Source organism: Thermus sp. 2.9 (genome assembly GCF_000794385.1).
GTDB classification, from domain to species: Bacteria; Deinococcota; Deinococci; order Deinococcales; family Thermaceae; genus Thermus; species Thermus thalpophilus.
Map to the genome: position 1 here is coordinate 39,822 of NZ_JTJB01000030.1, position 16,498 is coordinate 56,319.

Genomic DNA, 16,498 nt, shown 5'->3' on the forward strand with positions numbered 1-16,498 from the left:
GGAGCGCGGTCTTTTGGGTGGCCTCCCAGGACCACGATGTGGAGGAGGTACGCCACCTCCACCTCCTCCTGGACGAGGAGGTGAGGACCCTTTCCCTTCCTTTGCCCCCCTTGCCCGCGGGGCGCATTCCCCTGGCCCCCTACCGGGAGGACCTCAAGGCCTTCCTCGGGCCCTGGGCCAAGGACGCGCGGGTGGCCTACGCCCTGGAGGGGAAGACCCTTTCCGAGTTTTTCGCCCGCACCCTCCTGGCCTTTTTGGGGGAGCGGGGGCTCATCCCCTTTGACCCCATGGCCGAGGAGCTTGCCCCCCTTTTCCTGGAGGCGCTAGAGCGGGAGCTTTCCGACCCCCTAGCCAGCGCCGAGGCCATCAACCAGGAGGCGGAAAGGATCCGGGCCCTAGGGGGAAAGCCCCCCTTGCGGCGCAAGCCCGGGGCCACCAACCTCTTTCTGGAAACCGATGCCCGCCGCCTCCTCTTCTACGAGGGCGGAGCCTTCACCGACGGGGTGCGCCGCTACACGGCCAAGGAGCTTGGGGAAATCGCACGACAGGACCCTTCCCGCCTCACCCCGGCTGCGGGCTTGAGGCCCGTCTTCCAGGACCTCGTCCTGCCCACGGCGGGCTTTGTGGTGGGGCCCAACGAGTTCCGCTACGTGGCGGAGCTTTCCCGGGTCTATGCCCTTTACGGCCTTCCTGTGCCCGCCCTGTTTCTCAGGCTTCAGGCGGTAGTCCTGGAGCCCCCCATCCGGCGCATTCTGGAAAACTACCGCCTTTCCCCCTGGGCCTTCCTGGAGCGGGGAGAGGAGGCCTTTTTGGAAGCGGTCCGGGGCCTTTTGGAGGGCTACCGCTCCTTGGAGGAGGAGCTTCGGGAGCTTCTGGCCCGGCTCGAGGCCTTGCAGGCCCAGGCCAAGGCCTTGGAGCCCACCCTGGAGCGCCCCTTCCGCCGCTTTAGGGTGCGGCTTGCGGGAGAGGGGGAAAGGCTTTTGCGCAAGCTCCTCAGGGCCCGCATGGGCAAGGATGCGGTGCTCATGGGGCATCTTGAGCGGCTTAAGCGCCACCTCCTGCCCTTAGGGATGCCCCAGGAGCGGGTCTACCCCTTCGCCATGTACGCCCTGCGCCACCCGGAGGCCTTGGCCCGCTTGGTGGAGGCCCCGCCCCAGGGCAGGGCCACCCTGGTCTTGGGCTAGGATGGAGGGGAAGGCTATGGTCCGCTTCTGGCCCCTTATGTTCCTCCTTCCCCTCCTCGCCTTTTTCCCCGCCCGGGGGCAGGGGAAAGACCTCCTCCTCCGGGTGCTCCTTCGGGAGGTGCCTCCAGGGCAGGCGGTGCGCCTGGCCCTTCCTTCCGGGGAGGTACGCGCCTCTGCGGGCGGGGAAGGGGTGGTCCTGGAGGGGCGGGTTGCGCCCTCCTTTGACCTGGAGGTGCCCTACTTTAGCCTCGAGGGCCGCCCTTACCGGGGTGGGGTGCGGCTTCTCCCCCAGGGAGGCAAGCTCCTTGTGATCAACTTGGTCCTCCTGGAGGACTACCTCCTCGGGGTCCTGCCGGGGGAGATGCCCGAGGGCTTTCCCCTGGAGGCCCTGAAGGCCCAGGCGGTCCTGGCCCGCACCTTCGCCGTGAACCGCCTGAACCCCAAGGCGCCCTACGACCTCTGCGCGAGCGAGCTCTGCCAGGTCTACCTGGGCTTCGCCGCCGAGAAGCCCAAGCACGCCCAGGCGGTGGCCGCCACCCGTGGCCAGGTCCTGAGCTACGGGGGCAAGGCCATCTCCGCCCTGTACCACGCCGACTCTGGAGGCATGACGGCGGGGAGCGAGGAGGTGTTCCAAAAGGCTCTTCCCTACCTCCGCCCCCGGCCCGACCCCTACGCCAAGGGGCCCAAGAGCGCCTGGCGGGTTTCCGTGTCCAAGGAGGCGGCGGAGCAGGCCCTCAGGGCCTTGGGCTACACCCCTAAAGGGGAAGAGGCGCCCCAGGTGTTGGAGCGTAGCCCCTCGGGCCGGGCCTGGCGGGTGCGGCTTATGGGGGTGGAGGTATGGGGTCCGGAGGCCCAGCGCCTCCTCCGCCTCATGGGCCTTCCCTCCGCCTTGGCCGAGTTCCAGGGCTTTGAGGCGGTGGGCCGGGGGGCGGGGCACGGGGTGGGGCTTTCCCAGTGGGGGGCCAAGGGGATGGCGGAGGCGGGCTTTGACCACCGGGAGATCCTGGGCCACTACTTCCCCGGCACCTTCCTCTCCGAGCTCCTCCTGGCGGGGGTGCCCTAGGTGCTCCTTTCCACCCCCCTAGGCCCCCTTTGGCTGGCGGTTTCCCCCGTGGGGGTGGCGTGCCTAGAGCCCGCCCTTTTTCCCCGGGGCAAGGAGGCGCAAGGTCCCTTGGCCGAAAGGGTGCGGGAAAGCCTCGCCGCCTACTTCGCCGGAAAACGCCCGGACTTTTTGGACATCCCCCTAGACTATAGCGGGCTTTCCCCGGAGCGCATCCGCCTTTACGAGAGGGTACGCCGCATCCCCTACGGCAAGACCACAAGCTACGGGGCCCTCGCCCGGGAACTGGGGCTTTCCCCCCGGGCGGTGGGGGCGGGGCTTCGGGCCTCTCCCTTCTTCCTCCTGGTGCCCGCCCACCGGGTCATCCACCAGGATGGCCGGCTTGGGGGCTTCGCCGGGCAGGAGGGGCTAAAGCTTTGGCTCCTCCGCTTTGAAGGGGCCCTTTAGACCTCGGTCCAGACCGCCACGGAAAAGGGCGGAAGCTCGGGGCCGCAAAGCCGCCCCCCCTTGGGGGTGCAGAGGGCGCCCGAGAGGAGGTCCACCGCCTGGGCCCCCCGGGGCAGGGCCCCATGCAGGGGGATGTCCTGGAGGAAAGGCTCGGGGGTGGCGTTCACCACCACCAGGTAGGGCCCTCGGGTGAAGGCCAGGTGCCCGTCCACGGCGTAGACTCGCCCGTAAGGAGCGGTGCGGAGCTCCGGGTGCTCCCGGCGCAGGCGGGCGAGCCGCCGCACTGCTTCCCATAGGGGTTTTTTCCAGGCCGCCTCCGCCCAGACCATGCCGCCCCGGTTTTCCGGGTCGTGCCCGCCTTCCATGCCGATCTCCTCCCCGTAGTAAACCGTGGGGTTGCCGGGAAGGAGGAAGAGGAGGGAGAGGGCAAGCCGGGCCCGCTCCAGGCTTCCCCTAAGGAGGGTGAGGAGGCGGGGGGTGTCGTGGGAGGTGAGGAGGTTCATCTGCGCCCGCACCACCTCGGGACGGTATCGGGCGAAGAGGTTTTCCAGGCGGTGGCTAAAGGCCAGGGCTTGCAGGAGTTCTATGCGGCCCAGCCCGCTTCTTCCCGCCAGCTCCTGGTCCAGGGCCTCCCCACCCACGAAGCCTAAAACGGCCCTGCTCAAGGGGTAGTTCATGGTGGCGTCAAACATGTCCCCCTGGAGCCAGAAGTCCGCCTCCTCCCAGATCTCCCCCACGATGTAGGCCTCGGGGTTCGCCCCCTTGACCCGCCTGCGGAAGGCCCGCCAGAACTCGGGGTCTTGGATCTCGTTGGGCACGTCCAGCCGCCAGCCGTCGGCCCCGAAGCGGATCCAGTACTCGGCCACGGACAGGAGGTACTCCCGCACCGCCGGGGTTTCCACCTTGAGCTTGGGGAGCTCGGGGTTGCCCCACCAGGCCTCGTAGTTGGGGTTGGGGCCGTAGGCGTTCAAGGGGAACCCCCGCACGTGGTACCAGTCCCGGTAGGGGCTATGCTCCCCGTTTTCCAAAAGGTGCTGGAAGGCGAAGAAGCCCCGACCCGTGTGGTTGAAGACCCCGTCCAGAATGACCCGGATCCCGTGGGCGTGGGCCACCTCCAAGAGGTGGCGGAGTGCGGCGTTCCCTCCCAGGAGGGGGTCCACCTGGAAGTAGTCCACGGTGTGGTAGCGGTGGTTGGCGGTGGAGGCGAAGACGGGGTTGAGGTAGATGGCCTCCACCCCCAGCTCCACCAGGTAGGGGATCTTCTCCGCCACCCCCCAAAGCGTGCCCCCCTTGAAGCCCCTCAAGGTGGGCGGGGCGTCCCAAGGCTCCAGGGGCCCTGCGGGGGCGGGCTTGCCCGGGGGGCCTGCCCGGAAGAAGCGGTCGGGGAAGATTTGATAAAAGAAGGCGCCCTCGTACCAGGCCACGGGCTCAAGTGTACCACGGGCGAAAGGTGCCTACATCACAAAAATCCTTGCCCCCGGGCCCAGGGTTTTGGTATCCTCCCGGGGTGAAGGCCATGCGGGGCCGCCTTTTCGTCATGACCGGGGCTAGCGGGGTGGGGAAGGGCACGGTGCGGGCCAAGGTGCTGGAGCGCACCCGCCTCTTCTACTCCATCTCCATGACCACCCGCCCTCCCCGCCCCGGGGAGCGGGACGGGGTGGACTACTACTTCGTGGACCGCCCCACCTTTGAGGCCCTCCTGGACCAAGACGGCTTCCTGGAGCACGCCGAGTACGTGGGCCACCTCTACGGTACCCCTAAGGCCCCCGTGGAGCGGGCCCTGGCCCGGGGGGAGGACGTCCTCTTGGAGATTGAGGTGCAAGGGGCCTTGCAGGTGCGCAAGAAGGTGCCGGAGGCGGTCCTCATCTTCCTCCTTCCCCCATCCCTTTCCGAGCTGAAGCGCCGGCTGGTCTACCGGGGGAAGGATAGCCCCGAGAAGATCGCCAAGCGCCTGGCGCAGGCGGAGTGGGAGATCCAAAACGCCCATCTCTTTGATTACGTGGTGGTGAACGACGTTTTGGAGGAGGCGGTGGCGGACTTTTTGGCCATCCTCACCGCCGAAAGGCGGCGCACCCACCGGATGGCCTGGGCCCTGCAAAAGGCCCTGGAGCGGGACCCTGACCTGGAAAGCGAGCTGGACGAGATCCTGAGGAGGAACCATGGCGGAACCCGGCATTGACAAGCTTCTCGGCATGGTGGATTCCAAGTATCGGCTCACCGTGGTGGTGGCTAAGCGGGCGCAGCAGCTTTTGCGCCACCGCTTTAAGAACACGGTGCTGGAGCCGGAGGAAAGGCCCAAGATGCGGACCCTCGAGGGCCTCTTTGACGACCCCAACCCCGTGACCTGGGCCATGAAGGAGCTGCACACCGGCCGGCTGGTCTTCGGGGAGAACCTGGTCCCCGAGGACCGCCTGCAGAAGGAGATGGAACGGCTTTACCCCGTGGAAGAGGAGGCCTAGGTGGCCCGGGTCCTGGTGGCGGTGAGCGGAGGGGTGGCGGCCATCAAGGTGCCCCACCTTCTCCGCCTCCTCCGCCAGGCGGGGCACGAGGTGCGGGTCCTGGCCACCCCTCGGGCCTTGGCCTTCGTCACCCCCCTCTCCCTGGCGGTGGCCGCCGGGGGGGAGGTGGCCACGGAGGAGGCCTGGTTCCAGCCCCACGGCCGGGCCCTCCACATAGAGCTCGCCCGCTTCGCCGACGTGGTCCTGGTGGCCCCCGCCACCGCCGACGCCCTGGCCAAGGCCGCCTTGGGCTTGGCGGACGACCTCCTTTCCGCCACCCTCCTGGCTGGGGTCAAGCGGGTGGCCTGGGCCCCGGCCATGAACGAGGCCATGTGGCTCGCCCCCCAGACCCAGGGCCACGTGGAGCGGCTAAAGGCCTTGGGCCACGCCTTTTTTGGCCCCACCCACGGCCCCTTGGCCGCGGTGGGGGAGGGGGAGGGCCTGGGGCGGATGTTGGAGCCCGAGGAGCTGGTGGCGCGTTTGGAAGCCCTCCTTACCCCTAAGGACCTCGAGGGCCTGAAGCTCCTCGTGTCCGCCGGACCCACCCGGGAGTACCTGGACCCGGTGCGCTTCCTCTCCAACCCCTCCTCGGGGCGTATGGGCTACGCCGTGGCCGAGGCCGCCCGGGATAGGGGGGCGGAGGTGGTCTTGGTGGCGGGCCCCACCTGCCTCCCCGACCCTTGGGGGGTCCAGGTGGTGCGGGTGGAAAGCGCCTTGGAGATGCGGGAAGCCATCCTGGCCCGCTACCCTTGGGCGGAGGCCGTGGTCATGGCGGCGGCGGTGGCCGACTACCGCCCCGAGACCACCCTGGCCGACAAGGAGCCCAAGGTGGAGGCAAGCCGGGTCCTCCGCCTGGTACCCAACCCCGACATCCTCAAGGAGCTTGGGGAACGTAAGGAAAAGCGGGTTTTGGTGGGCTTCGCCATGGAAACCCGGGAGGGTCTGGAGCGGGCGCGGGGGAAGATGGTGCGCAAGAACCTGGACCTCATCGTCCTCAACTGGGTGAACCGGGAGGGGGTGGGGTTTGGCAGCCCGGAAAACGAGGTGGTCCTCCTCCTACGGGACGGGCGGGTCCTAGAGCTTCCCCGGATGCCCAAGCGCCAGGTGGCCCACCGTATACTGGATTTCGTCAGGGGGTTTTGGAAAGCCTAACGGGGTGGATATGCGCAGCAAGGCCGAGCGGCACCGCGCCATACAGGAGATCGTGAGCCGGGAGGAGATCGGCACCCAGAAGGAGTTGGTGGAGCGCCTACGGCAGCTGGGCTTTGAGGTGACCCAGGCCACGGTGAGCCGGGACATCGCCGAGCTCCGCCTGGCCCGCATCGCCTTGGGCAAGGGGCGGCACAAGTACGCCCTGCCCTCGGTGGAGCTTCCCGAGGACGTTTACGAGGAGCTCAAACGGCAGTTTGGCCTCTTCGTCAAGGACGTGGACCGGGGTGGGAACATCCTGGTGGTGAAAACCGCTGAGGGGCACGCCTCGGGGATCGCCCTCCTCTTGGACCGCCTCAAGCGGGACGAGATCGTGGGCACCCTGGCCGGGGAGGACACCATCTTGGTGGTGGCCCGGAGCGAGGAGGAGGCCAAGGCCTTGGAGGAGGAGCTCGGTGAGCTTCTCTTGGCGGGCAGGGCTATCAAGGGAGGGGCTTAGCGCCGCAGGCCCGAAGTGATAGAACTTTTCCTGAAGTCCTTCCTGACCCTCTTCGTGGTCATGGACCCGGTGGGCCTGGTCCCCGTGTTCTTGGCCCTGGCGGGGGACCGCCCCCCGAAAAAGCAGGCCCAGATCGCGGGGAGGGCGGTGCTGGTGGCGGGAGGGCTTCTCGTGGCCTTTTTCTTCTTCGGGAGGGGGCTTTTGGCCCACCTGGGGATTAGCCTCGAGGCCCTGCGCATCGCCGGGGGGATCCTCCTCTTCCGCATCGCCACCGACATGGTCTTCGCCCACCACGAGCGGGAAACCGAGGAGGAGAAGGACGAGGCCTTAGCCCGGGCCGACATCTCCGTCTTTCCCCTGGCCATCCCCCTCATCGCCGGGCCTGGGGCCTTGGCCAGCGTCCTCATCCTGGGGGGGGAGGCCCGGGGGGTGGTGGGGGGGTGGGCGGTGGTCCTCTTCAGCGCCTTCTTGGTCCTCCTTCTGGCCTATATCTTCCTGCGGGCCGCTTCCGGGGTGCGCCGGGCCTTGGGGCGCACGGGGGTGAACGTGGTGACCCGGGTCCTGGGCCTTTTGCTCGCCGCCCTGGCGGTGCAGTACGTGGCCGATGGGGTCAAGGGCCTCCTTTAGCCCGGTACATGCGGCGGTCCGCCTCCTGCAAAAGCGCCTCCAGCTCCTCCCCTTCCACCCCCACCCCGCCCGCCGCCACCCCGTAGGGGAGGCTTTGCCGCAGGCGGGCGATGAGGGCGGGGATCTCCTCCTCGCTAAGGCCCAGGTGGAGGCTCACGAACTCGTCCCCTCCCACCCGGAAAGCCAGGTCCCGGCGGCGGGAAAGGCGCTTCAGGGCCTCGGCCAGGGCCTTCAGGGCCCGGTCCCCGGCGGCGTGCCCTTCCCGGTCGTTCAGGGCCTTGAGGCTGTTTAGGTCCCAGTAGATGAGGGCCAAGGGCTCCCCCAGGGCTTTGGCCTCGGCCAGCAGCTCGGGGAAGGCCTCCTCCAGGGCCCGCCGGTTCCCCAAGCCGGTGAGGGGGTCGGTGCGGGCCGCCCTTTCCAGGGCCTGGCGCTCCTTCATGGCCTTGAGGAGGAGGGCGGCCTCCAAGGCGAAGGCCTGGGCCAGCTCCAGGGAAAGCGGGGTAAAGGCCTCGGGGTCGTGGAAGTTATCCAGGTTCATGGCCGCCAGCACCTCCCCTTCCAGGACGATGGGCAGCCCCAAGGTGGCCTGGATCTCCAGGAGGCGGCCGTGTTCAAAAAAGGCGGGGCGGGCCTCCACGGTGCTCAGGCTGGAGAGGTGGCGGATCTCCACCCCTTTGAGCACCCTGGGGCGGCCCTTAAGCCAGTTGTCCACGCCGAGCCCGTACCAGGCCAGCTCTTCCTCCAAGGAGGTGCGGGCCCCTAGGAGGGCTTCGGAAAACCCCTCCTGGGCCACCAGGTGGAAATACCCCCCCTCCCGGAGGAGGATGCTTCCCGCTTCCGCCCCCGGCACCACCGCCACCGCCTCCCGGATGAGGTCCTGCAGAAGCCCTTCCGGCTCCTCGTGCTGCAAAAGCCCCCGCAGGACCTTTAGAAGCCCGGTGTAGGCCCGGGCCTGGACGGAAAGGTCCGTGGTGTCCAGAAGGAGCAGGTAGGTGCCTTCCGGGACCCTCAGGCGGGCCACCCGGTAGGTCTTTTCCCCGAAGGCCAAGGTGTCCCCTTGCGGCACGGGGAGGCCCTGCGCCAGGGGATTGCGCTCCACGCCGGTTTCCCGGAGGAGAAAGACCGGGTAGGGGGCTTCCAAGAGGTTCATCCGGCCTCCAAGAGCAAGCGGGCGTGGGAGAGGGCGGCCTCGGTGTACTGGCCCGAGAGGAGGCGGGCCAGTTCCCGCACCCGCGCTTCCCCTTCTAGCACCTCCACCCGCACCTCGCTTCCCTCCTTCACCACCTTCAGGTGGCAGTGGGCCCGTGCGGCCACCTGGGGCAGGTGGGTCACCACCAGCACCTGGCGCTTTTCCCCCAGGCGGGCCAGGCGCTCCGCCAGCTTCCAGGCGGTTTCCCCCCCTACCCCGGCGTCCATCTCGTCAAAGACCACGGTGGGGGCCTCGGCCCCGGTGAGGAGGGCGAGGGCCAAGGCGATGCGGGAAAGCTCCCCACCGCTGGCGGCGGAAAGGGGGGAAAGGGGCAGGTGGGGGCTTGCGGCGAAGCGGAAGGCCACCTCCTCCAGGCCGAAGGGTCCGGGCTCGGGCAAGGGGGTGAAGGCCACCTGGAAGCGGGCCTGGGGAAGCCCCAAGGCGGCGAGCTCCTCACCCATGGCCTTCTCCAGTCCCTTGGCCGCCTCCCGCCGGGCCTCGCCCAAGGCTTCCCCCGCTTGCCAGAGGGCTTCTTCCGCCGCTTTGAGGGCCTGGTCAAGGTCCTGTAGGTGCGCTTCCCCTCCTTCCAGGGCGGCCAGCTCCGCCTCGGCCCGCTCCCCGTGGGCCAGGACGTCTTCCAGGGTGGGGCCGTACTTGCGCTTGAGGCGCTCCAAAAGGGCCAGGCGCTCCTCCACCTGGGCGAGGCGGCCGGGGTCGGCCTCGAGGCCCTCCAGGTACCCCTCCAGTTCCCGCGCCACCGCTTCTGCGCCCTCTAAAGCGGCTTCCAGGTCCTTGGCCAGGGCTTCCAGGGCCGGGTCGTACCGCCCCCCTTGGCGGAGCTCCCGCACGGCGCTTTCCAAGGGGGAAAGCCCCTCGTCCGCCAGGAGGGCGTAGGCCCTACCCGCCCTCTCCCGCAGGGTTTCCAGGTGCCGAAGGCGCCGGGCTTCCTCCTCAAGGGCTAGGTCTTCCCCCGGGCGGGGTTTGGCTGCTTGGATCTCCCGCAGCTGGAAGCGCAGGAGGTCTTCCCGCTCGCTTTTCGCCCGAAGGGCCTCCTCCAGGGCTCGCTTCTCGCCGAGGAGGGTCTGGTGGTGGGCGTAGGCCTCCCGGTAGGCCTGAAGGAGGGGGGAGGGCAACAGGGCGTCCAGGAGCTCCCGCTGGCGCTTGGGGGAAAGGAGGGCCAAGGCGGCGTGCTGGGCGTGGAGGGATAGCCAGCGCTCCGCCTCCTCCTGGAGCTCCTTGAGGCTCACCACCTCCCCGTCTATGCGGGGTGTGGAGCGGGCCCCCACCCGGCGGGAAAGGACCCGCTCCTCTTCCCCCTGGAAGAAGGCGGTGACGAGGAGGCTATCCCCATAAGGACCGATAAGCCCCTCGGCCCTTTCCCCCAAAAGGAGAGCCAAGGCGTCCACCAGGAGGCTTTTCCCTGCACCGGTTTCCCCGGTGAGGACGTTTAGGCCGGGGGCGAGCTCCAGGGTGGCCTCGCGGATGGCGGCGAGGTTCTTCACCTCGAGGCGCACGAGCATCTTCCTCTATTGTAAAGAAATCCGAGCCTAAGCTAGAGTTATCCGGTCGCGCCCGGACTCTTTAGCCCGAAGAAGGGCGTAATCGGCTTTTAAAAACCACTCCTCTACTTCCTCTTGTCCTTTTGGCACCTTTCCCCCCGCAATACCCGCGGAAAGGGTGAGGGGATAAGGAATGGGGTCCACCTTTTGGGTGCGGAAGCGGGACCGGATGCGCTCCACCACTTCCTTGGCGGCCTGTTCGTCCGCTCCGTACAGGAGCAGGAGGAATTCTTCCCCGCCATAGCGTACAGCTAAGTCTTCCCGGCGGATGCTTTCTTGGAGAATGCGGCCAAGGACCTCGAGCACTTTATCCCCCACGGGGTGGCCGAAGGAATCGTTGACGCGCTTAAAGTGGTCTATGTCCAGTAAAGCCACGCTTAGAGGGGTATGGTAGCGCTGTGTTAGTGCAAGAAGCTTGGGAAGCTCGGTCTCGAGGCCCCGGCGGTTCAGAAGCCCGGTGAGAGGGTCTGTAAGGGCTAAGGTCCCCCACTCCACCTGCCTGAGCACTTGGCGAAGCCGCTCACCCAAAAGAGAAAGTAGACCTTCGGGCACAGGTTCCGTGAGGGGTTTCTGCAAGAATAGGTGGGCCACCTCCCCGTTCATGGGCACTTTCACGCTATAAGGCGTGCGTTGGCCTACAAGCCCTCGCCTCCCCCGCACCTCGAGGCCCGCTGCCTCGGGGATCAAGGTGCGTGTGGCTTCCAAGGCGCTCAAGAGGGCGGCTTCAGGGCTTAGGGTCTGGGTAATTCTTGGAGAAAGGCGGGCAAGTTCGCCTAAGAACCGTATCCAGCGTGCGTGCTTTTCTTCTGTGCGAACCCGTTCTAGATGGATTGCGTAAAGTAGTCCCAAAGCCCCCACGATTCCCCCGTACACGAGCAGGATGCGGGTTCCCAGCGGGATGTTTTCCGAGAAGGATAGAAACGGAAAAATCACGAGTCCAGTGAGGGCTAGGGCTTGGGAGGGGAAGGAAATACTTTCCCAAGACCCCGCACTCATACCAATCAAAAGGTATCCCATGCTCCGGCCAAGGTGGAGAAGGGATCCACTTTGGCCTTCTGTATAGGCTGAGGCCATGGCCTCGAGGAGGATGAGAAGAAAACCCACACCCCATAAGGACGCTTCATCGGGAGCTTTGTGGAAAAGCACTTCCAAACGTGGAAGGAGCAAGAGGAAAAGAGCGATGTTCCACGCCGTGTAAAAAGAGTCTAAGCCAAGTCCCCCTTGGGCTAGGGCCTCGAGGCCCAATAACATCAGGGGAAGTAGGAGAAGCGTTAGGCGTGAAGGACGACCCGGTGTCCTTAGAACAGCGAGGGTTAGCGTTACGTACCCAAGGAAATCCAGGGTTGTACTTAGAACAAGGGTCTGAGGGCGCATCGGTGAATTTCCCAGATTCCAAAGGAGGTCGTCCAAGCTCCAAAAGAGGAGGCCAAAGCCCCATAGGGGCTTTTTCCGGATTAGAAGGTAAACAGCAGCACCAAGTCCAATCGCAGGGGCAAGGATGCGTTCGCTCCATGGTGAGGCTGGCAACAGGCCAAGGATTACTAGCAACAGGAAGCCCAACCAGGGGTGAACCACGAGCTCAGTTTAACCAAGCTTTTCCCTTAGGGACTTAGCACTGCTCCTCTGTCCTGGGCTTACCTAACAAATCGCCTTGTACCCCGGAGGAGGAGGGAGGGAAAAGAGCACCCTGAGGCCATAGGCCAAAAGCTCCAAGAACGCCCGCACCATCGCCGCCCTCGGCTTCCGCTCCCCACAGGGACCAAACCGCCCCAAGGCCCATGCTCCCAAAACCGTGTCGGAAGCGTACCCCGCCCCCACACTCCCCCCAAAGGGCCAAAGGAGTTTTCTTCCCCGCGCCCGCCGTACCTCCTCCCCCCCGCGTTACCGCAGTTCCTGATCCCCCCTCCGGTAGCTCAGGCCGGTGGTGTCCATGAGGTAAAGGGGGGGTCGGGGTCTTGGGGTGAGAGGTGGGCCTCCACCTCCTGGGCCAGGCGGTGGAGGAGGTCCTCCAGGAGGCTTGGGTCCAGGTGGTGGAGGGCGTAGCGGGCCAGGGACGGGTGGGAGGGGAAGGGGTCTTCCATCAGGTCTCGCAGGAGGGCCTCGGTTTGGCGGTGGGTGAGCTTGTGGAAGGCCCTTGAGGAGGTGAGCCTGGGGGTGCGGGAGGAGCGGAGGCGCGGTCAGGCAGCGGGGCTTTCGGTTTCTGAGGGACCCCTAGTTCTTCGCGGAGAGCGCCTTCTTGAAGCGGCTAGGGCGGGTGATGGCCTTGGGGATGGTGATGGCGGTGGACCTGGGGGAGTGGGTGTTGCGGCGGGGGCTTGGGGAGACGGGGGCGTGGGTGCCGGGCCAGGAGGGGAAACCCACGCGAAGGCCCACGTTGCGGTGGGTGTTCCAGTACTTCCCCTGGGTGCGCTTGGTCGTCCTTGGGGGAAAGCCCTTGGTGCTCAACCTTTCCCCACACCACGAAACGGTGGTCCGGCTCCTGGGGGTGGAGCGATATTATCTCCTCACATGAAGAAGGGTGCAGAATGTGGGCTCGAACCCCTTTTTGCCCTAAAAAGTCCCATAAAAGGGCCTCCCCGCCTCGCTATCAAGGCGGGGAGTTTTGCCTTTCCATCGTGGTGGGCGGCAGAGGATTTGAACCTCTGACCTCTCGCTTGTAAGGCGAGCGCTCTGACCAACTGAGCTAGCCGCCCATGGTGACCCCAGGGGGAATCGAACCCCCGTTTCGGCCTTGAGAGGGCCGCGTCCTGACCGCTAGACGATGGGGCCCCACACCAGACCCGGAAGCCCCTTCCAGGCCCATTCACCCAGTGTAGGGCCTCCCCATCCACCCTTCAAGCCCCCTCTATACTGACCTTTGTACTTTCCGCCTAGACCGCGAACGGCACCCCGAGAGGGAGTGCCATGGATTTGTCAAGACTTCCCCCCTTCAAGCGGGCTTTGGTGGAGAAGGCCCTGCGGCGCGGAGACACGGCGTGGGCGGAGCGGTTGCTGGCGATGTTCGCCGCGGATGCGCCGCCCCAGGAGCAAGAAGAGGTAAGCCCAAATTCCCCCAAGCCCCTTCCTCAGCACCTTCAGGGAAAACCCATCCAGGTACACGAAGGCCATCTCCTCCGGCAAGGGCCTCTTCCGGAAGGCCTCCGCCTTCTCCAGCACCTCGTCCGTGATGGCGCCCTTGGTCTCGTGGGTGTAGCGGTGGCCCAGGAGGAGGCTCATCACCTCCGCCGCCTTGCGCTGGGTGACCCCGGCGGCGTACAGGGCCACCGCCACCTCCCCCACGTCCACCTGGCGGCGGGCGTAGGGCTGGTTGACGGAGTCCCCGCGATAGCGGAGGAAGCTGGGGTAGTACCGCCCTTCCCGATCCCGGGGGATGGCCAGTTCCACCTGGCCGAAGGCGGTCTCCAACCTGCGGGGGTAGTGGCCGTTCTCGCGCCCGCCCTTTTGCCGGAGAAAGGCGTCCCGGTCCGCCTCCAGGAGAAGCTGGAGCACCTCGGTCACCGTTTCCTTCACCGCTTCCCGTAGCAGGGCTTGCAGGGTAGACGGGTCCATGGGGTACCTCCTGTCTGGCTCCTGTACCCCCCCTTTTTTACACAAACCCATATACATAATTCCTTACACGACCGCCCTTTTTGCACAAACTCATACACAGTATTCCTTACACGACCCCCTGGACCCCATGGACCCCATGGAAAAGGAGCTACGGGACTTTTTTCGGACCAGGAGGAAGTGCATAATCCCCTGGACGAGGCTACCCACCGCAGGCGCCGGGTAGGAAGACGCTTCCCAAGGGAAACCTTCCTGATGCTTAGGGAAAAGGAGAAGAGGCACTACGGGGAATACCGCACCCGAAAGCCTTGTCCTCGAGGCCTGGGAAAAACTGGGCTGAACCCAGAGGGGGTGCTTAGCCCTTTGAGGCTAGCGCCAGGTTTTCTAAGGCCTCCCGCAGGACCTCAATCCCTTTCAGGAACTCGGGGACCTCCACGTGCTCGTAAGGGGTGTGGTCCAAGGTGGAGTCCCCCGGGCCGTAGGCCACCATGGGCACCTTCCAGTGGGGGGCCAGGACGTTCATGTCGCTGGTGCCGGTCTTGAGCTTGAAGACGGGTCTACCCCCCGCCTTGCGGATGCCCTGGCGCAGGGCCCGGGTCAGGGGGGTGTCCTTGGGGCCCAGGTAGGGCACCTCCCGCCCGAAGAACTCCAGCTCCAGGGTAGGGGGGGCGTAGGCGCTCAGGTGGCGGATGGCCTCCTCCGGCGGGAGCCTGGGGGGCAGGCGCAAGTCAAAGTACATCTCCGCCACCTGCTTGAGCTCGGCGGGGTGGATCTTGAAGTCCCGCAGGGTGTACTGCACCTGGTCAAAGGGGCGCTGGCCCACGTTCATGGCCTCCGCCCAGGCCTTGATGGCCACGAAGTAGCTGATGAGCTCCTCGGCGGCGTTGGGCTCGTGGTGGGCGGAGTGGAAGTTGTCCTTTTCCCGCCGGGCCTTCACCAGAAGCCGGCCCTTGTAGCCCAGGGTGATCCCCTCCCACCCCGAGGGCTCCCCGATGATGGCGTAGTCCGGCTTTAAGCGGGGGGCCACGAAGCGGGCGCCCTTGGAGCTTGGGGCCTCCTCCTCCGTGGCCCCCACCAGGTGCACGGTGAGGCGCTTTCTGGCCTCCTCGGAAAGCCCCGCCGCGGCGAAGACCATGGCCACGAAGGGCCCCTTGGCGTCCACCGCCCCCCGGCCGAAGAGCTTATTCCCTTCCAGGCGCACGGGCACGAGGCCGGGCACGGTGTCAATGTGCCCCAGGAGGACCACCTGGAGGGGGCCTTCCCCCACCTGGCCCCGGGCGTTGTCCGCCTCGTCCACAAACCCCCTTAGCCCAAGCTTTTCCATCCCCTCCGCCAGGTACTCCGCCACCAAGCGCTCTTCGCCCGAAGGGGAGGGAATCTCCAGGGCCCCCTTGAGGAACTCCACCGGGTCTAAGCGCATCATGCCAAAAGCACTGCCCGAACCGCCTCCACCACCCTTTCCAGGTCCTCCTTCTCAATGACGAGGGGCGGCAGGAAGCGGATCACCGTGGGCCCCGCCTGCAGGGTGAGGATGCGGTGCTCCTTTTCCAGGCGCTCAATGTAGGGGGCCACCTTTTCCTTGAGCTCCAGGCCCACCATGAGGCCCATCCCCCGCACCTCCCGGATCTTGGGGGAGGGGATTTCCCTGAGCTGTTCCATAAACCAGGGCCCGAGCTCCGCCGCCCGCTCCCAAAGCCGCGTGCGCTCCAGGTAGCGGAGGGCGGCCACCCCGGCGGCCATGGCCAGGGGGTTGCCGCCGAAGGTGGTGCCGTGCCCGCCTTGGGCATGCTCTTCGCCACCTCCTCCCGCATCACCGCCACGCCCAAGGGCACCCCGCCCCCGATGGCCTTGGCCAGGGTGAGGATATCGGGCACCACGCCGTAGTGCTCAAAGGCGAAGCGCTTACCCGTGCGGCCCATGCCGGTTTGGATCTCGTCCAGGATGAGGAGGGCGCCCTTGTCCCGGGTGATTTCCCGCGCGGCTTGGAGGAACTCCGGCGTGGCCGGGCGCACCCCCCCTTCTCCCTGCACGGGCTCCAGGATCACCGCCGCCGTTTCCTCGTCCACCGCCTCCCTTAGAGCCTCCACGTCGTTGTAGGGGATGAAGGCCACAGGCTCCACCAAGGGCAGGAAGGGCTCCCGGTACTTGGGCTCCCAGGTGACGGAGAGGCTGCCCATGGTCCGGCCGGAAAACCCCCGCATGGCGGCCACGAACTTCTTCCGCCCGGTGTGGGCCCGGGCGAACTTGAGGGCCGCCTCGTTGGCCTCGGTGCCCGAGTTCACCGGGAACACCCGGTTGAGCTCGGGGGGCAGAAGGGAGACCAAGGTGCGGTAGAACTCCCCCCGCATGGGGGTGGGGAGGGTCTGGGGCATGCTCAAGAGGGTTTCCGCCTGCCGCTTCACCGCCTCCACCACCTCGGGGTTGCTGTGGCCGAGGTTGGCCACCCCGTAGCCCCCCACGCAGTCTATGTACTCGTTGCCCTCGGCGTCCCACACCCGGGCCCCTTGGCCGCGGACGAGGAGGAGGGCGTGCTTGGTGTAGACCCCGGTGTCCAGGGTGAGCTCCGCCTCCAGAAGCGCCTGCCAGTCCTCTTTCACCATACGCACCCCCGCAAAGAAAAACCCCCGGGACGGGCCCGGGAAGCCAGGCTTCCCAGGCCGGTTTAGGTTTTGCCCCGGACGGCCATCTCCCCTTCAGGGTAGGGGGCGGGCCCCCCGGTGTCAACGGGATAGACTGGGGG

Annotated in this window: 14 protein-coding genes, 2 tRNA genes and 4 pseudogenes; 9 read left to right on the forward strand and 11 right to left on the reverse strand. The window is 66.7% G+C overall.

Translation table 11 applies throughout. The features are described from left to right. The first annotated feature begins 38 nt into the window (after positions 1-38). Genes bshC through QT17_RS13670 form a run of 3 tightly spaced genes read left to right on the forward strand, consistent with a single transcriptional unit; the run spans position 39 to position 2,691 of the window. Positions 39-1,184: a bacillithiol biosynthesis BshC gene (gene bshC, locus QT17_RS06845; RefSeq protein ID WP_369792371.1), complete on the forward strand. Its 1,146-nt coding sequence runs from the start codon at positions 39-41 to the stop codon at positions 1,182-1,184. A gap of 37 nt (positions 1,185-1,221) precedes the next feature. Next, positions 1,222-2,247, forward strand: a complete 1,026-nt coding sequence (locus tag QT17_RS06850; protein WP_369792372.1) for a SpoIID/LytB domain-containing protein — start codon at positions 1,222-1,224, stop codon at positions 2,245-2,247. Beyond that, on the forward strand, positions 2,248-2,691 hold the full coding sequence (locus QT17_RS13670; protein WP_152607349.1) for a methylated-DNA--[protein]-cysteine S-methyltransferase: 444 nt from the start codon (positions 2,248-2,250) through the stop codon (positions 2,689-2,691). Here QT17_RS13670 and QT17_RS06860 read toward each other — a convergent pair. Continuing rightward, the gene (locus tag QT17_RS06860; protein ID WP_039458211.1) at positions 2,688-4,115 is read right to left on the reverse strand and encodes a glycoside hydrolase family 13 protein; all 1,428 of its coding nucleotides are present in this window, start codon (positions 4,113-4,115) and stop codon (positions 2,688-2,690) included. The two genes, QT17_RS13670 and QT17_RS06860, sit on opposite strands and share 4 nt — an antisense overlap. Positions 4,116-4,207: 92 nt before the next feature. On the opposite strand from QT17_RS06860, the gene gmk reads away from it, so the two are divergent. From gmk to QT17_RS06885, 5 genes are read left to right on the forward strand one after another with little or no spacing between them, the layout of a single operon-like run. Further along, a complete protein-coding gene (gmk, locus tag QT17_RS06865) occupies positions 4,208-4,870 on the forward strand; it encodes a guanylate kinase (protein WP_039458214.1) in 663 nt (220 codons plus the stop codon). Continuing rightward, positions 4,851-5,150: a DNA-directed RNA polymerase subunit omega gene (gene rpoZ / locus QT17_RS06870; RefSeq protein WP_039458217.1), complete on the forward strand. Its 300-nt coding sequence runs from the start codon at positions 4,851-4,853 to the stop codon at positions 5,148-5,150. The genes gmk and rpoZ overlap by 20 nt, the downstream gene beginning before the upstream one ends. Continuing rightward, entirely contained in the window at positions 5,151-6,341 is a 1,191-nt protein-coding gene (gene coaBC, locus QT17_RS06875; protein ID WP_039458220.1) for a bifunctional phosphopantothenoylcysteine decarboxylase/phosphopantothenate--cysteine ligase CoaBC, read from the forward strand. It abuts the gene before it with no gap. Positions 6,342-6,351: 10 nt separating this feature from the next. After that, positions 6,352-6,837, forward strand: coding sequence for an arginine repressor (argR, locus tag QT17_RS06880; RefSeq protein ID WP_039458222.1), 486 nt, complete (start codon positions 6,352-6,354; stop codon positions 6,835-6,837). Positions 6,838-6,852: 15 nt separating this feature from the next. After that, entirely contained in the window at positions 6,853-7,464 is a 612-nt protein-coding gene (locus tag QT17_RS06885; RefSeq protein WP_039458225.1) for a MarC family protein, read from the forward strand. Here the strand turns inward: QT17_RS06885 and QT17_RS06890 are convergent. From QT17_RS06890 to QT17_RS14030, 5 genes and pseudogenes are all read right to left on the reverse strand, one after another. Continuing rightward, positions 7,448-8,614 carry a diguanylate cyclase gene (locus QT17_RS06890; protein ID WP_039458226.1) on the reverse strand — a complete coding sequence of 389 codons (1,167 nt, stop codon included), beginning with the start codon at positions 8,612-8,614 and terminating at the stop codon, positions 7,448-7,450. The genes QT17_RS06885 and QT17_RS06890 overlap by 17 nt on opposite strands. Continuing rightward, positions 8,611-10,173, reverse strand: a complete 1,563-nt coding sequence (locus QT17_RS06895; RefSeq protein ID WP_039458229.1) for a DNA repair protein RecN — start codon at positions 10,171-10,173, stop codon at positions 8,611-8,613. Before QT17_RS06895 ends, QT17_RS06890 begins: the two co-directional genes overlap by 4 nt. A 27-nt stretch (positions 10,174-10,200) precedes the next feature. After that, positions 10,201-11,787 (reverse strand): diguanylate cyclase, encoded by a 1,587-nt coding sequence (locus tag QT17_RS06900; protein WP_039458232.1) that lies wholly within the window; start codon positions 11,785-11,787, stop codon positions 10,201-10,203. A 63-nt stretch (positions 11,788-11,850) separates the two neighbouring features. Then, positions 11,851-12,174, reverse strand: a pseudogene (locus QT17_RS13880) (hypothetical protein); the annotation flags it as partial. Further along, complete coding sequence (locus QT17_RS14030) at positions 12,126-12,293, reverse strand: hypothetical protein (RefSeq protein ID WP_153802421.1); 168 nt, start codon at positions 12,291-12,293, stop codon at positions 12,126-12,128. The pseudogene QT17_RS13880 and the gene QT17_RS14030, both read right to left, overlap by 49 nt. A 101-nt stretch (positions 12,294-12,394) precedes the next feature. Between QT17_RS14030 and QT17_RS06910 the strand changes: the two are divergent. Then, a pseudogene (locus QT17_RS06910) lies at positions 12,395-12,724 on the forward strand (IS1634 family transposase); the annotation flags it as partial. Positions 12,725-12,828: 104 nt separating this feature from the next. On the opposite strand, the gene QT17_RS06915 reads toward QT17_RS06910, so the two are convergent. The 5 genes and pseudogenes from QT17_RS06915 to lysJ all read right to left on the reverse strand — a co-directional run bounded on the left by QT17_RS06915 (position 12,829) and on the right by lysJ (position 16,358). Then, positions 12,829-12,905, reverse strand: a tRNA-Val gene (locus tag QT17_RS06915). Between the two features lies 1 nt (position 12,906). Then, a tRNA-Glu gene (locus QT17_RS06920) sits at positions 12,907-12,981 on the reverse strand. Positions 12,982-13,206: 225 nt separating this feature from the next. Next, positions 13,207-13,812 (reverse strand): annotated as a pseudogene (locus QT17_RS06925) (transposase); the annotation flags it as partial. A gap of 301 nt (positions 13,813-14,113) precedes the next feature. Next, a complete protein-coding gene (locus tag QT17_RS06930) occupies positions 14,114-15,181 on the reverse strand; it encodes a [LysW]-lysine hydrolase (protein WP_039458240.1) in 1,068 nt (355 codons plus the stop codon). After that, positions 15,178-16,358 (reverse strand): annotated as a pseudogene (gene lysJ, locus QT17_RS06935) ([LysW]-aminoadipate semialdehyde transaminase LysJ). Before lysJ ends, QT17_RS06930 begins: the two are co-directional and overlap by 4 nt. Positions 16,359-16,498 lie beyond the last annotated feature (140 nt).